We start from the raw sequence: 14,512 nt of genomic DNA on the forward strand, positions 1-14,512 counted from the left end.
CGTCGTCCAGCGTGTCGATCTTGTTGAGCGCGATGATGTGCGGCTTGTCGATCAGGCCCGCGCCATAAGCCTCCAGCTCGTCGCGGACGATGCGATAGCTTTCGGCCACGTCCGCGTCATTGGCGTCGACCAGATGAAGCAGCACGCGGCACCGCTCGATATGCCCCAGGAAGCGGTCGCCGATCCCGGCGCCGTCCGCGGCCCCCTCGATCAAGCCGGGAATGTCGGCGACCACGAACTCGCGCTCGCGATGCCGCACCACGCCCAGCTGCGGCCGGGTGGTGGTGAAGGCATAGGCGCCGACCTTGGCCTGCGCGTTGGTCACCGCGTTGATGAAGGTCGACTTGCCGGCATTGGGAAGGCCGACAAGACCCGCATCGGCGAGCAGCTTCAGGCGCAACCAGACCCAGGCCTCTTCGCTGGGCCAGCCGGTGCCGTGCTGCCGCGGCGCGCGGTTGGTCGAGGTCTTGTAGGTGGCGTTGCCGCGCCCGCCGTCGCCGCCGCGCAGGAACACTTCACGCTGGCCGACCTTAGTGAAGTCCAGCAGCACCTCTTCCTTGTCCTCGGACAGGACCTGGGTGCCGACCGGGACCTTGATGACCAGATCCTCGCCGCCGCCGCCGGTGCGGTTCGAGCCCGATCCGCCATGGCCGCGCGGTGCCCGGAAATGCTGTGTGTAGCGGAAGTCGATCAGGGTGTTCAGGCCCGCCACTGCCTCGAAGACGATGTCGCCGCCCTTGCCGCCGTTGCCGCCGTCGGGGCCGCCATATTCGATGAACTTTTCACGGCGGAAGGATACGGCGCCGGGGCCGCCCGCGCCGGAACGGACGAAAATCTTGGCCTGATCGAGAAAATGCATGACGCCGCCTTTACCGCTGACCGCGCCGACTGACCAGCCCGGCCTTTTATGGCGGGGACGATCAGGCGACCAGCGTGGCCGCGCCGCATCGCACGCCGTTGACCGTCACATCCGCCTGGCCGACATGCAGGCCCAGTAGCTCGGTCAGATCGCCGATCAGCGTGTCGAGTATCGGGGCGACCGGCGTCAGCGCCGCTCCGACGATCCCGGTCAGTCCCGACAGGTCGAGCCCTTCCAGCCGCAACGTCACCTGCCGGATCAGCGACGCGGCGATCCCGCGCACCGCCGAATTGGCGGTGACGGTCCTGGTCGTCCGCTGGCTGATGTCATCCTGATTGAAACGGACCTGTTGCCACGCGCTGTCGCTCGCCAGATCGAGCTTGGCATAGCCCCAGACCCGCGCCAGCAGCTGGAGCAGCACGGTCTGGCCGGTGATGGGCGAACGGCTCATATCGTCGAAGCGGCTCTGGTCGACCTGGGCGATGGCCAGCGTGCCGGGGGAGGGCAGGGTGTCGATCGTCACCGTCTGCATGGAGCCGGCGCAGGCGACGCTATTCAGCCGGGCCTGGGCCGCCGCAGTCTCGACGAAGATCGGCAGGTGGATATTGGCGAGCACGGGGACGCCGATCTCGGAGTCGATCAGGAACCGCTGCTGCGCGGTCCGCACGATGGTCGAGCCGTCCTGCGCCACCGTCAGCCACGGCGAGCTGGCCGGGCGCTCGCCGATCGCGACCAGGACCCTGGTCGACAACAGCCCCTTGATCGAACCGCCCAGGTTCAGGGCGACCTGCCGCTGCCCGTTGGCGATCGACAGCGACTCGCGCAGGATCGTATAGGCGTCGACGCCGATCAGATCGCGCGATGGCACCTTGGTCGCATTTCCCAGCGGCCCCAGATCGATCAGCCGTGTCAGCGGGACCTTCGACCCCGGTACGCGCAGCGCCATCCGGCGCAATATACCGGCCGCATCCGGCTTGCCGGTCGCATCGGCCATGGCGCCCAGCAACTGCGGCAGCGTGACGTCGGCGGCCAGAATCGTGTCGAAACTCGCGCCGGTCAGGCCGATCTTCGTGCCCAGCCCCTGAATCATGGGCAGCAGGTCGATCTGCGCGCCCACCAGTGCCTGATAATCGCCGATCGACAGCGAAAGGTCGCTGCCCGCCAGTCCGTTGAGCAGTGCACCGGGCAATCCGCCGGACACATCGACCAATCGGGTGCCGAGCGAAAAGGCAGCCATGTCGATCCGCCGCGCCACCGCCCTGGCGGAGACGGGCGCGGTATTGCGCCCGGTGAGCACCCGTCCGAAGAACAGCGGCACCGGGCGGCTGAGCGCGACACGCAAGGCTCCGGCATCGGCACCTGGCTCGAACCGGTCCTGTGGCGCAATCGCGGCGTCCGCGCGGTAGCGACCCGGCGTGATGGTGCTGGTGACGTCGCCCAGCCCATTGGCGGTGAGCAGGCGGCGAATCGCCTCGTCGCGCCGATCGGGGCTGGAGGCGGCCGCCGCCAAGGCCGCCTGATCGGCGATGCCCTGCAACCGGCGCTGCGACAGGGTCAGCATCCCGACGTCGACCCCCAATGCGGCAAAGCCGATCAACGCCATGGTCATGATCGCGGTCAGGATGCTCACCGCGCCGCGCCGATCCCCCCGCAGCCTGCGCATCACAGCCCGCCGATCATCGCGATACCCCTGGCGGTCATGGTGCGGCCCGGGGTGGGAACGAAGGGCAGGTTGAGCAGCGGATCGGACGTGGCATCGTAGCGGATCGACACGGTGATCATATTGTCGACTTCGACCGCATCCACCTGCCCCCGGCTGCTGCGCAGGATGCCGGTCGAATCGATCATGCGTTTGGCGGTGTCGACGGCGATGCCCTTGCGCTCGGTGGCGCTCATCCCCGCCAAGGCGGCCCGGGCGGCGTCGTTCGCGGCCTGCTGCACCAGATGCGCGGTCAGGAAATATTCGCCGAAGCTGACGATCCCCATCAGCATCGTGAGCAGGATCGGAAGGACCAGCGCGAATTCGATCAGCGCCGCGCCCCGCCGGTCACGCAGGAGTGGAGGGCGGGGTGTGCGGCAACGACGCGACACGAGTCGGGCGATGGAACAAAACACCGAAGGCTTCCCTCCCTGCGGTAGATTCGAAGTTCTTCCGAAGTAGAGTGCCGAATTCCTTATCGGTCTATTACTATACCGTATTGCATGTCGATTTCGCTATCATGATGTGGATCAGTGTCCAAAGTGGAGCACCGGATGCGGTCCATAGATTTGGCCTTATCCGATTTGGGCATAACGACTGCGCAACGAAATTCGTGGAGCCACGAATCGTCGCGAATAACCATGGCGTTCGAATTCTTCCAAAACTAATCTGTATCAACAACGTGAGGGGGCGGGCGCTGCTGGCGGCTATCGGTCGTCGTCCGCCTTGCCCGAGCCGGGCGATGCCCCCTCGATATTTCGGCGCCTGATCCTTTGTTCATTCGCCTTCGCCCGTGAAGGGGGGGGGGCGGCTTCGTCGCACATGTCAGGACAGGCGCAAATCATTGGGCGCACGGCATGGTGCGCCGCACTGGCGGAACGATTCGGTTGGTGCTCCCCCGCCCGAATCCCTCCCTCCATGGGCAGGGACTCGGGCATCGCGTCATTCAGGCCGCGAGCGGCATCGCGGGATTTCGCTCGTCTTCCAGGTCCAGCGCATAATGGAGACTGGCCGACAGCGTCTCGCGCCCGGCCGAGGCACGGGCCATGCGCTGGCCGGTGGGACGGAAGCCGAGCTTGGTCAGCACGCGGCCCGATGCGGGGTTGTCGGCGAAGTGCCAAGCCCCGAGTCGTGCGATGGGTAGGGCATGGCGCGCCATGGCGATGACCGCCTGACCCGCTTCGGTCGCATAGCCGCGACCCCAGGCCGCCGGCGTCAGCCAATAGCCAAGCTCATGGCCCGTATCGCCCGTGATGATCGCGATCCCGCCGATCAGTTCTGGGGCGCCGCCGCGATCGAGTGCGGTGATCAGCAACCGCGGCTCGGTCGGGCCGCATGGCCGGGCGAGCCACTGTTCGGCATCGCCGATCGTATAGGGATAGGGGACACGCGCCGCCATCCGGGCGACGGCTTCATGGCCGATGGCCTGGGCCAGGGCGGCGGCATCTTCCGGCCAGGCTGGCCGTAACAACAATCTTGGGGTCCGCGCGAACATCACTCGACAACTCCTCGTCGCGTCGGGCGCTTGCCACACGCCCATGACGGGACGGCGACATTGGCCCAAACGGTGGAGGGAGCATGAAAAAAGGGAGCCGGGGTGACCCGTCTCCCTTTTTTGCTGGTTCCTGCGCGGAACCCGGGTCACCCTGGTGGGCAACCCGGCGCGGTTGCCCGATTATTCGGCCGCTGCGGCCAGTTCGACCGAGCAGAATTTACGGCCGAGCTTGCCCTCGTGGAACGCGACGCGGCCATCGACGAGCGCGAACAGGGTATGGTCCTTGCCCATGCCCACGTTGCGACCCGGATAGAACTTCGTCCCGCGCTGACGCACAAGGATGTTGCCGGCGATGGCTTCCTGGCCACCGAACTTCTTCACGCCAAGGCGACGGCCGGCCGAATCACGACCGTTACGCGACGAACCGCCTGCTTTCTTATGTGCCATTGCGAACTACTCCTGGATTTCGTTGGGGTGGCGCGGCTGAAATTCAGGCGCCGACCGACACGATCTTCAGGATCGTGTGCTGCTGACGATGGCCGTTGCGACGACGATAGTTGTGGCGACGGCGCTTCTTAAAGACGATGACCTTGTCGGCCTTCGCCTGAGCGATGATCTCGGCGGCAACGGTGATGCCGTCGACGGCCTTCAGCTCCGAGCCTTCGCCCGCCAGCAGAACGTCACCCAGCGTCACCGACGCGCCGGCTTCGCCCTCGATCTTTTCGACGACGATCTTATCTCCGGCGGCGACGCGATACTGCTTGCCGCCCGTGCGCACGACTGCGAACATGGCTGTTATCACTTCCCAAATACATGGCTCCCGCGCGGGAATGCCCGTCGGGAAAGAACGGCCAGCTAGGCAAAGGTGGCCGGATTGTCAACCGGGGATTCGCATTTTCGGGCCGTGGACCGGCCCCGTCGGCACGTCCGGAAGCCCTTAGTGCCGGTGTTCGCGCTTCAGCAGATAACGGCCATCGGCATAGCCGGTAAACAGGCCCGCAATGGCGGGGTGCTCGATCGGTTCGTCGCTGTCGTCGTGCAGCAGATTCTGCTGGCTGACATAGGCGACATAGCTCGATTCGGCGTTCTCGGCGAGCAGGTGGTAGAAGGGCTGGTCCTTGGCTGGGCGAATCTGTTCGGGGATCGCGTCATACCATTCGTCGCTATTGGCGAAGACGGGATCGACGTCGAAGATGACGCCGCGAATATCGAACATGCGATGCCGCACGACATCCCCAATCGCGAACCGCGCGGTTGCGATCGTCGGAGCCTCCACGTCCAGGCGCGAGGTGAGGGGGAGGGTGTCGGTCAGGTCCATGCCTCATGATTTAATGTCTTTGTCGCGCCGCACAAGTTTAGGCGCTTGCAATGCGCAAAAAGCTGATCTAACAGCGCGCCTCCAATCGATCAGCCCCGGCGGTTTCCCACCGCCCGGATCGTCCTCGCGGAGAGGTGGCAGAGTGGTCGAATGCACCGCACTCGAAATGCGGCGTACCGGCAACGGTACCGAGGGTTCGAATCCCTCCCTCTCCGCCAGATCTCGTTGATTTTACAACGTAAAATCCAAAACGAAGATCTCGTGCCCACATTCATGCCCACTTTTGATGTGGTTCTCTGCCGCCGAAAGTGTGCGCTGGCGAAGCGTGCGTTGCGTGATTCTGAGGTCTATCTGCTTTCCTTATGCGGATGCGTGTTGACCGCGGCTTCACACTGCTGCGTTCAATTCAAGCTGTCCTACCATTCCATTCAGCGCTGTGGTGCAGCCTTGGGCGCGCCCGATGTCATGATCGGTCGCGGCGGAGTTCCAGACCATATCAAGCGGCCAGCGTTCTGGGCAGCGGGCGATCAGGCAGCGCAGCACGAGGCGCATCTTGATGCTGTCAACCTTGCCCTGGCCGACCGCGCAGGATGTGGAGCGACAGGTCAATAGAAGTTGCGAGACTTGATACGCACTATCTGCTCGGGGCCCATGCCGTTGGCGTGGGTCGGCCAATAATTGTCGAGCGGACCAGGGCGCCAGCCGCCGGGCGAGCGGCCGGTGACAGTGGCAGCAGATCGGCAACCCGGTCGAGCTCGAGGCGGCCCGCCGCCGTCGCCTCCGGTGTCAGGCGGAGTGCGGCGGGGGGTAAGGGGGCCATCTCATTCCCGCAATGCTATAACGATGACTGACGCGAGGCTGCATCTAGATCCACGTTTAGCTCTCGCGACCAGACGCGTAGCGCGCGGCATTGACTAACGAAGGTCTTGGCATCCTTGGCCTTGGCGAGGCTGATAAACCCTTCGTCCCGATCCGTCACCCCGGCGGCGTGGAACAGGTCGTTGGCGGCGTCACTGTGGCCGATGAACTTGCAATGGGCGAAGGCATCGGCGACGAAGTCCTTGGCTGTCGCATCTTTGGCGAGCATGGCCACGCCCTTCTCGGATGGCAGGACCGCCACCGCATCATATAGCACCGAGGGGCCGCCATCGATCTTCTGTCGGGCGGCGACCTTCGTGCCGTCGTCGAGCGTCACCCCGCCGATCTTGGGGGCGACGACTTCCCAAAGCGCTCCCTCCGCCTCAAGCGCTTTCGTCAGGGCGGCGAACAGATCGGCACTGCTGCCGTCCGTCAGCAGGATGCCCATTTTGCGCCCCTTGAAGTCCTTTGGGCCGTTGGACAGGATGCTCAGCCTGACCGAGGGCGGGAGGTCGAGCGTCGGCTTTGCGGCCTTTGCCGGTTTCGGCAGGTCTAGGCCCAGCCCATCCGCGACCGTCGCGGCAAGCCCTTCGTCGATCAGACGCAGATGCGAGACGGCGCGCGCGCGGATGTCGACCCGCTCGACCTTTGACAGTTCGAACACCAGCGCGTCGCCGATATGTTTCTGCTCGATGGGCTGCTGGCTGATGAAGAATTGCCGCGCCTGGCTGTAATGATCGGCGAAGGTTTCCGCGCGGATCCGCTGCTTGGTGCCCTGCACCTCGGCAGGGAAGCTGCGATAGCCGATGGTCGGGTTCTCGCGCGGACCGCCATCGGGACCCCAGCTGTTCGGCTCGTAATTGGCACGCCCCTTGGGGTTGCGCATCGCCATATGGCCGTCCTGCTGGAAATTCATCACCGGGCAGCGCGGCGCATTGACCGGGATATGGGTGAAGTTCGGCCCGCCCAATCGCTTCAACTGCGTATCCAGATACGAGAAGTTGCGCCCGTGGAGCAGCGGGTCGTCGGAGAAGTCGATGCCGGGCACGACATTCTGGGTGCAGAAGGCGACCTGTTCGGTGGCGGCGAAGAAATTGTCGACATTGCGGTTGAGGGTCAGCGTACCGATGATACGGACCGGCACCTCTTCCTCGGGGATCAGCTTGGTCGAATCGAGATGGTCGAAGGGCAGGCGATCGGCGGTTTCCTGGTCGAACAGCTGGACACCCAGATCCCATTGCGGAAAGTCGCCGCCCTCAATTGCGGTCCACAGGTCGCGGCGGTGGAAATCGGGATCGGCGCCGTTGATCTTGACCGCCTCGTTCCACAGTACCGATTGCAGGCCCTGGCGCGGCTTCCAGTGGAATTTGACGAAGGTCGACTTGCCTTCGGCATTGACCAGCCGGAAACTGTGGACGCCGAAACCCTCCATGGTGCGGAACGATCGCGGGATCGTCCGGTCGGACATCTGCCACATGACCATGTGCCATGCTTCGGGGCTTAAGGACGCGAAGTCCCAGTAATTGTCGTGCGCCGACTGGGCCTGGGGAAAGGCGCGGTCGGGTTCCTGCTTTACGGCATGAACCAGATCGGGGAACTTGATCGGGTTCTGGATGAAGAAGACGGGAATGTTGTTGCCGACAATGTCCCAATTGCCCTGCTTGGTATAGAATTTGACCGCGAAGCCGCGCACGTCGCGTGCCAAATCCATCGACCCCTTGTTGCCCGCCACCGTCGAGAAGCGGACGAATACCTCGGTCTGTTGTCCGACCTCGCTGAGGACGTCGGCTCGGGTATAGTCGGCCAGACTGTCCGTCAGCTCGAACACGCCATGCGCGCCATAGCCGCGCGCATGGACCACCCGCTCGGGAATGCGCTCATGGTCGAAATGGAAGATTTTCTCGCGCAGGATGAAGTCTTCCAGCAGCGTCGGACCGCGCTCGCCCGCGCGAAGGCTGTTCTGGTCATCGGCAATCGGGACGCCCTGTTGGGTCGTCATCGTGCGGTCGGCATCCTGGGTGGTCTGGTGGGTTTCGCCGCCATGGCCCTGGGGCTCGGCATAATGGGTCGGCGCGTCCGATCCGGCAGGAAGAGCAGCGGCGTTGGCAGGCGTCTCTCCCTTTGTCTGCCCGGCGCGGGATTTGGTCTTGTTGGCCATGATGCTGCCTTCCGTCGTTGAGGGATGTCAGCCCTCCCAACGCACGGGCCACGCAATAGTCCGCCTGCTAAATGGTTGATATTAATCAAGGCTTATTAGACGCGCCTGTCGTACGCATGTGTAATTGATCTGGATCGGTCGTGGCAGGCCGCACACATGGGAGATTGATTCTGGACGAGGATATCCCCGTGATCATCTGTGTTCCGGCACGAAACGAGGCGGCCTTGTTGCCCCGGTTGCTGTCGGCGATCGCCAAACAATCGGTCGACGGAAATGGTCTGCACCTGTGTCTCTATCTCGATGACTGCCGGGACGGCAGCATGGCTATGCTCGACGGAATGCGCGCCGCTTTGCCGTTCGGACTGACCCTGTCGCAGGGCCCCATGGATACCGAGCCCAACGCGGGCGCGGCCCGCCGGGCGGCGCTGGCCATGAGCCTGGAGCGTCTGGCGGGCGGCGAGGGGCTGCTTTTCACGACCGATGCCGACAGCATGCCGCATCGGGATTGGATCGCGGCGGGACGCCGGGCCCTGCAAGAGGCAGATGTGGTGGCTGGGCGTATCCTTCGCCTCGATGCCGCCCGCGATCCCCGGCAGTGCCGCATCGAGCGCTATTACGATCGGCTCCACCAATATCGACGCCTTGTCGACCGGGTGCCATGGGAGGCGCGGGATACGCATCATTTCGGCGGTGGCGCCAACATCGCGGTCCACGCCTCTGCCTATCGCGCGATCGGCGGGTTCCTGCCGCTGCCGTCCGGCGAAGATGCCCGGTTTCTCGATGACGCGGCGCGGGCCGGTTTTCGCGTCCGCCGCGACGGTGCGATGGCGGTCGACACATCCTCTCGGCGCGACGGACGGGCCGCCGGGGGCCTGGCCGATGTGTTGCGGGCGCTGGATCAAGGCGAATTGCCATCCATGGCCGATCCGCGCGGATCGGCATGGCAATGGCACGCACAGGCGGCTGCGCGACGCAGCTTCGCGATGATAGATCAGCGCGATGTTCGCATGACGCTGGGGCGAAGTCTGGGTTTGACGGCGGACCATGTGCTTGGCGTTGCGCGCGATTGTCCCAATGGCGAGGCGTTCGCCATGCGTATCGTCCCCGCACCCATGACCCATGCCGTCTTGGTGTCGCTGGCGGCAGCGGAAGATATTTTATGTGAGCTCGAAAGCCAGTGGTGCGAGGTCGCGGCATGACGATGATGGCCGATCAACTGAAAGGCGCGACCGCTGGTCTGGGTTGGGCCGATGATCCTCCGGGCGATCCGCAGACGGCGGACGAACTGATCGTATTGTTGGCGGGTCTATACGCGATCGGCCGCCGCGACCTGCCGCTTGCCCGCCTGGTCGAGGGGCATGTCGACGCCGTGCAGATCGTTCGGCGCTATGGCTCGGCCGCGCAGGTCGACTTTCTGCGCCTTGGCTTGGCACGCGGGGCGACGCTGGGGGTGTGGAATGCCGGGCTGCCGGGCGAGGCGCTGCGGCTGGACGGCGGGCGGCTGAGCGGCGGCAAGAGCTATGCCTCGGGGGCGGGTGTGCTGAGCCATGCGCTGGTCACGGCGGATACGTCCGCGGGCCTGCAACTGCTCCTCCTCGACCTTTCCCGCGTGCCGCCGATGATCGACACCGATTGGTGGCGGGTGATCGGCATGCAGCGATCCGAAACGCATCAGGTGCGCTGGGATCATGCCCCCGTCACCGACGCCGATCGGATCGGCCAGCCCGGCAGCTATGCACGTGAACCCTTTTTCAGCGGCGGCGCGCTGCGTTTCGTGGCGGTTCATGCAGGCGGCGTGGCGGGCATCTGCGACCTCTGCCGCGATCATCTGGTGAAGACGGGGCGGGCCGACGATCCCTTCCAGGCCGCCCGAATGACCGAATTGTTCGCATTGGCCGATGGCGCGGCCGCCATCGTACGGCGAACGGCGCGGCTGTGGTTCGAGGATGCCAAAGGAGGGGACGAGCCGCGCCTGTCACGGGTGGCGGGGGCCCGATTGGCGGTGGCCGATGCGGCGGAACGAGCGATGGTCGTCGCGCGCGAGGCGGTGGGGCTGGCTGGCCAGTTCCACAGCCATCCTCTCTCGGCCATGCTCAGCGATCTGGCGGTCTATCTCCGCCAGCCCGCCCCCGATGCCCAAAGGCTGCGCGTCGGTCATGCGGTTCGACAGGGTTTGTTGGTGCCCGGCTTGTGAAATTGGATATTAAAACGGTTCGCCGCGCGGTCGTCGTAGCGCCCCATCCCGATGACGAGATCATTGGTGCCGCTGGCCTGATACAGGCCCTGCGAAGGCAGGGCAGCGCGGTCCGGATCATCGTGGTCAGCAATGGTGCTGCCTCGCATCCGAACAGTGGGGCATGGCCCCCCGAACGGCTGATTGCCGCGCGCCAGCAGGAAAGCCTGTTAGCGCTCCGTCGTCTGGGCGTGTCGCGTCATCACGTGACCTTTCTGGGCCTGCCCGATGGCGGCCTTTCCGCTCGAGCGGTGCTATGTCGTCAGCGGCTGGGCCGGACGATCCGTCAGTGCCGTGGTTTGAATATGCTCGTGGGCCCCGCCATGACCGACGCACATCCCGATCACCGGGCCGTCGCGGCGGCGCTTCGGGATATTCGGTTCGCCGGACGACGCATGACCTATCAGGTCTGGCCGCCACATCGTGCGAGGGTTGCCCGATGCCGAACCGTTTCGCTGGCGGGCGGGGCGGCGGCGAAGCGATCGCTGATCCGGATGCATCGCACCCAATTGGGCGCGATCACCGACGATCCTCATGGCTTTGCGATCGCACGCCATGAACTCACGGTCTTCGCGCATCCGGTCGAACAGTTCGCCCAGGACGGGCGATGAGGCCTATCGACCTCACCGATTTTGCCGAGAAATTCGCGGCGAATGATGACCCTTGGCGGACCTATTCCGACCGGGACGAAGCCGTGAAGCGTGCGGCGATCCTGCATGCCTTGGGGCCAGGCCCCCTTGGCCGCGTTCTGGAACTGGGAAGCGGCAACGGATCGAATAGCCGAGCCATGGCCGCTCGTGCCTTGCGTCTTCATGCGACAGAGGGAACGCCCGAAGGTACGGCGCTGACTGCCCGAGCGGTCGCGGACTGGCCTCGCGCGCGTGCCATCCGCTTGGCTTTGCCTGCGCGACTCCCGCAGAGAGAGTATGATGCGATCGTGATCGCGGAACTGCTTTATTATCTACCCCCGCAAGCGATGAGGCACGTCGCCAAGTGCGTCGCCCAAGCGCTACGCCCCGGCGGACGACTGGTGCTCGCCCATCATCAGGTCGACTATTACGACTTCGTGCAGCACGCAGCCGGGATACAGCAACGCTTTCTCGATCTGACCGGCCGATCCTGGCGGATGAGTACGATGCGTCGCACAAGAAGGTGGCATGTGATGGTCGCGCGTTCGATTTGCGGAGACAGGCCCGGTGGCCAACCTACCTATGACTCCCATTCTTCCGCAATTTAGCAACACAAATTCAAGGGATCGGCCGATAGCTCCCATGAACTGACGGCAGGGGGCAGCAATTTAGAATAGCGGTATGAAATGGGCGTAATTGGGTCATTCTGCTACCCGACCGGCTGGGATACGCGGCGTTTTGGTTTGGCGTCGACAGGCGTCAGCACAAATGCGAATGACGTTGCGCACGATCAAACCCCGAACCGCATCGCCGTTCCGACCCACCCCGTTGCGTGCCGATGAGCGCTTCGGTATCCCGTCAACGGTGACAATGAACCAACCTGACGCTCGGCAGGAGCTTATCAAAGCCCTGATCGCCACCGGGCGTGAGGATCGTGCCGCCTTTCGTCAACTTTATGCCCTAACGTCTGCGAAGCTTTTCGGGATCTGCCTTCGTATATGTCGCGAGCGGCAAGCGGCGGAGGACGTTCTGCAAGAGGTCTACGCGATCATCTGGCGGCGCGCCGGTGCCTATGAGCCGGGGCAGACCAGTCCATTCGCCTGGCTGGCCACGATAGCCCGCAACCGGGCCATCGATTATCACCGCGCCCTGGGTCGGCGCCCGACCGCGCCGCTGGACAATGTCGCCGAACCCGCGGCTTCGGAGCGCCTGGCATTGGAAGGCATGCTGCTGGACGAAGAGGAGCGCAAACTTCACGGCTGCATGGACCGCCTGAGCGAAACGCAGCGCGACGCCATCCGGACGGCCTTTTTCGAAGGCATTACCTATGCCGAGCTCGCCGATGTCCGCGGGGTTCCGACGAGCACCATGAAGAGCCGGATTCGGCGTGGCCTCGAACGGCTCAAGGAGTGTCTCGACGATGACATCTGACGAGACCGATCTGACTGCCGCCGAACTGGCACTTGGGGTCCTCGATGGCGACGAGCGCACTGCTGCGATGGGCCGGGTGTTGGACGATCCCGCTTTTGCGAGCAACGTCGCTTGGTGGAGGCGGCATCTGGCTGCCTTGTATATCGAGGTCGAGCCGGTCGCGCCGAGCGCGGATCTGGAACGCCGGATCCTGGCGTTCGGCGACAACGACAATCACCGTACGGCACCCTGGCGAGCGATTGCCGGTTTGGCCGGTCTGGCGGCCGCGATCCTGCTGACGGTCGTGGTAACCCGTCCCGATATGCCAGCCGTTGCACCACGTGCCGCCAAGCCTGCTCCCTTGCTCTTCGCCGTCCTCACCCCCGAGCGTGCCGCGCCGATCACGGCATTCTTCGATCCTGCCAGCCGCACGTTGAAGCTGCGTGACGCGCCGTCCGTGAAGAACGGGCAGGACGCACAGCTATGGGCGATCGGGGGCGACGGCGTTCCCCACGCAGCAGGTCTGCTCCGTCATGAAGGCGGGGCTCCCCTGAAGATCGCTCCGCAGGTCACGGTCGTTCCCGGGACTACCTTGGCGATATCCATCGAGCCGCTAGGGGGATCGCCCAAATCGACACCGACGGGGCCGGTGGTGGCTGCGGTTAAGCTTGCCGAAATTTAAGGGGGTGCGTTGCGTCGCTGCGTCCAATGGGCTGTTGGCGACGTAATCCGAAAGCCGCGCTCCATGCGGCTGGAGAGATCTGATGACCCTGATGATCCGTGGTGCGATGATGGCTGTCGCGCTCACTGTCGGCGCTGTCGCCGGTGCTGCCCCGCGCAACCCGATGGTCGGCGGTGCGGCGATGTACCCCACCAAGACGATCGTAGAGAACGCGTCGCAGTCGAAGGACCATACCACCTTGGTCGCCGCAGTGAAGGCGGCCGGCCTTGTCGACACGCTTTCTGGCCCGGGCCCGTTCACCGTGTTCGCGCCGACCAATGCGGCATTTGCAAAACTGCCTGCTGGCACCGTCGACACTCTGGTGCAGCCTGAGAACAAGGATAAGTTGACGTCGATCCTCACCTATCACGTCATACCCGGCCGGATCACCGCCCGGGATATTGCCGCCAGGGCAAAGGCGAATGGCGGGACGGCGAGCTACACCACCGTCCAGGGCGAGCCGATCATGTTCAAGAAGGCGATGGGCGGCTGGGCCATCATGGACGGCAAGGGCGATACCGGCCGCATCACCACCGCCGATGTCATGCAGTCGAACGGCGTTGTGCATGTTATCGATACGGTGATGATGCCATAAACGACGGCGGATCATGACATGGGATGGGGCGGCAGGTGGTCGCTCCATCCACGCGATGGAGGGGTAACCTGTCGCGCAGGCCCCTGGTACCCCGGTAGGAGACGATACGTGCTGTTTCACACGATGATTGGTTCGAACGATATTGAACGGTCGAAGCGCTTTTACGATACTTTGTTGGGAACGCTCGGCATTGGGGAGCCGATGCGCAACGTGGCCGATAGCGGCCACACGCGCCTGATCTATCGGGGCGAAAGCGGAACCGCCTTCATCGTCACGCAGCCGATCAATGATGAACCGGCGACCGTTTCGAACGGTGGCACGGTCGCTTTCCAGTGCGACTCGCCCGAGCAGGTCAGGAAATTCCACGACGTCGCCGTGGCAGCCGGGGGTACGTCGATCGAAGCGCCGCCCGGACCTCGTCATACCGCATCCATGGGAACGATCGAACTGGCCTATGTCCGTGATCCGGACGGCAACAAGCTTTGCGGCATTCATTTTCCGGGGTGACCCGATAGGGCATGGGGCTTGCCACGAATG

The 14,512-nt window shown here is 64.4% G+C and carries 17 protein-coding genes and 1 tRNA gene; 9 read left to right on the forward strand and 9 right to left on the reverse strand.

Annotated features, from left to right (window positions below):
• The 7 genes from obgE to hspQ form a co-directional block, all read right to left on the reverse strand.
• Nucleotides 1–859: GTPase ObgE (gene obgE, locus NS355_RS06505; protein ID WP_058744968.1), on the reverse strand; the 859-nt coding region annotated here is incomplete at its 3' end.
• A gap of 61 nt (nucleotides 860–920) precedes the next feature.
• Nucleotides 921–2,522: a pilus assembly protein TadG-related protein gene (locus tag NS355_RS06510; protein WP_058744969.1), complete on the reverse strand. Its 1,602-nt coding sequence runs from the start codon at nucleotides 2,520–2,522 to the stop codon at nucleotides 921–923.
• Nucleotides 2,522–2,974, reverse strand: a complete 453-nt coding sequence (locus tag NS355_RS06515) for a TadE/TadG family type IV pilus assembly protein (protein WP_167345414.1) — start codon at nucleotides 2,972–2,974, stop codon at nucleotides 2,522–2,524. The genes NS355_RS06510 and NS355_RS06515 overlap by 1 nt, the downstream gene beginning before the upstream one ends.
• A gap of 530 nt (nucleotides 2,975–3,504) precedes the next feature.
• A complete protein-coding gene (locus NS355_RS06520; protein ID WP_084787606.1) occupies nucleotides 3,505–4,053 on the reverse strand; it encodes a GNAT family N-acetyltransferase in 549 nt (182 codons plus the stop codon).
• Nucleotides 4,054–4,233: 180 nt separating this feature from the next.
• Nucleotides 4,234–4,500 (reverse strand): 50S ribosomal protein L27, encoded by a 267-nt coding sequence (gene rpmA, locus NS355_RS06525; RefSeq protein ID WP_042486007.1) that lies wholly within the window; start codon nucleotides 4,498–4,500, stop codon nucleotides 4,234–4,236.
• Nucleotides 4,501–4,543: 43 nt separating this feature from the next.
• On the reverse strand, nucleotides 4,544–4,843 hold the full coding sequence (rplU, locus tag NS355_RS06530) for a 50S ribosomal protein L21 (RefSeq protein WP_007405484.1): 300 nt from the start codon (nucleotides 4,841–4,843) through the stop codon (nucleotides 4,544–4,546).
• Nucleotides 4,844–4,990: 147 nt separating this feature from the next.
• Nucleotides 4,991–5,371: a heat shock protein HspQ gene (gene hspQ / locus NS355_RS06535; RefSeq protein WP_058744972.1), complete on the reverse strand. Its 381-nt coding sequence runs from the start codon at nucleotides 5,369–5,371 to the stop codon at nucleotides 4,991–4,993.
• 128 nt (nucleotides 5,372–5,499) lie between these two features.
• Between hspQ and NS355_RS06540 the strand changes: the two genes are divergently transcribed.
• A tRNA-Ser gene (locus NS355_RS06540) sits at nucleotides 5,500–5,589 on the forward strand.
• Nucleotides 5,590–5,758: 169 nt separating this feature from the next.
• Here the strand turns inward: NS355_RS06540 and NS355_RS18945 are convergent.
• A complete protein-coding gene (locus tag NS355_RS18945; protein ID WP_167345415.1) occupies nucleotides 5,759–5,923 on the reverse strand; it encodes a hypothetical protein in 165 nt (54 codons plus the stop codon).
• A gap of 283 nt (nucleotides 5,924–6,206) precedes the next feature.
• Nucleotides 6,207–8,387, reverse strand: a complete 2,181-nt coding sequence (locus NS355_RS06545) for a catalase (RefSeq protein WP_058744973.1) — start codon at nucleotides 8,385–8,387, stop codon at nucleotides 6,207–6,209.
• Between the two features lie 188 nt (nucleotides 8,388–8,575).
• Here NS355_RS06545 and NS355_RS18170 point away from each other — a divergent pair, with 188 nt between their 5' ends.
• The 8 genes from NS355_RS18170 (at nucleotide 8,576) to NS355_RS06585 (ending at nucleotide 14,482) form a co-directional block, all read left to right on the forward strand.
• Nucleotides 8,576–9,586: a glycosyltransferase gene (locus NS355_RS18170; protein WP_167345416.1), complete on the forward strand. Its 1,011-nt coding sequence runs from the start codon at nucleotides 8,576–8,578 to the stop codon at nucleotides 9,584–9,586.
• Entirely contained in the window at nucleotides 9,583–10,581 is a 999-nt protein-coding gene (locus NS355_RS06555; protein ID WP_058744974.1) for a hypothetical protein, read from the forward strand. The genes NS355_RS18170 and NS355_RS06555 overlap by 4 nt, the downstream gene beginning before the upstream one ends.
• Nucleotides 10,578–11,231 carry a PIG-L deacetylase family protein gene (locus tag NS355_RS06560; RefSeq protein WP_058744975.1) on the forward strand — a complete coding sequence of 218 codons (654 nt, stop codon included), beginning with the start codon at nucleotides 10,578–10,580 and terminating at the stop codon, nucleotides 11,229–11,231. Before NS355_RS06555 ends, NS355_RS06560 begins: the two co-directional genes overlap by 4 nt.
• Nucleotides 11,228–11,857 (forward strand): SAM-dependent methyltransferase, encoded by a 630-nt coding sequence (locus tag NS355_RS06565; RefSeq protein ID WP_058744976.1) that lies wholly within the window; start codon nucleotides 11,228–11,230, stop codon nucleotides 11,855–11,857. The genes NS355_RS06560 and NS355_RS06565 overlap by 4 nt, the downstream gene beginning before the upstream one ends.
• A 166-nt stretch (nucleotides 11,858–12,023) precedes the next feature.
• Nucleotides 12,024–12,680 (forward strand): sigma-70 family RNA polymerase sigma factor, encoded by a 657-nt coding sequence (locus NS355_RS06570; protein ID WP_345938795.1) that lies wholly within the window; start codon nucleotides 12,024–12,026, stop codon nucleotides 12,678–12,680.
• Nucleotides 12,670–13,341 (forward strand): anti-sigma factor, encoded by a 672-nt coding sequence (locus tag NS355_RS06575; protein ID WP_058744978.1) that lies wholly within the window; start codon nucleotides 12,670–12,672, stop codon nucleotides 13,339–13,341. Before NS355_RS06570 ends, NS355_RS06575 begins: the two co-directional genes overlap by 11 nt.
• Before the next feature lie 82 nt (nucleotides 13,342–13,423).
• Nucleotides 13,424–13,975 (forward strand): fasciclin domain-containing protein, encoded by a 552-nt coding sequence (locus tag NS355_RS06580; protein ID WP_058744979.1) that lies wholly within the window; start codon nucleotides 13,424–13,426, stop codon nucleotides 13,973–13,975.
• Between the two features lie 108 nt (nucleotides 13,976–14,083).
• Nucleotides 14,084–14,482 carry a VOC family protein gene (locus NS355_RS06585; protein WP_058744980.1) on the forward strand — a complete coding sequence of 133 codons (399 nt, stop codon included), beginning with the start codon at nucleotides 14,084–14,086 and terminating at the stop codon, nucleotides 14,480–14,482.
• Nucleotides 14,483–14,512 lie beyond the last annotated feature (30 nt).

The organism is Sphingomonas yabuuchiae, from assembly GCF_001477495.1.
In the GTDB taxonomy this organism is placed as follows: domain Bacteria; phylum Pseudomonadota; class Alphaproteobacteria; order Sphingomonadales; family Sphingomonadaceae; genus Sphingomonas; species Sphingomonas yabuuchiae_A.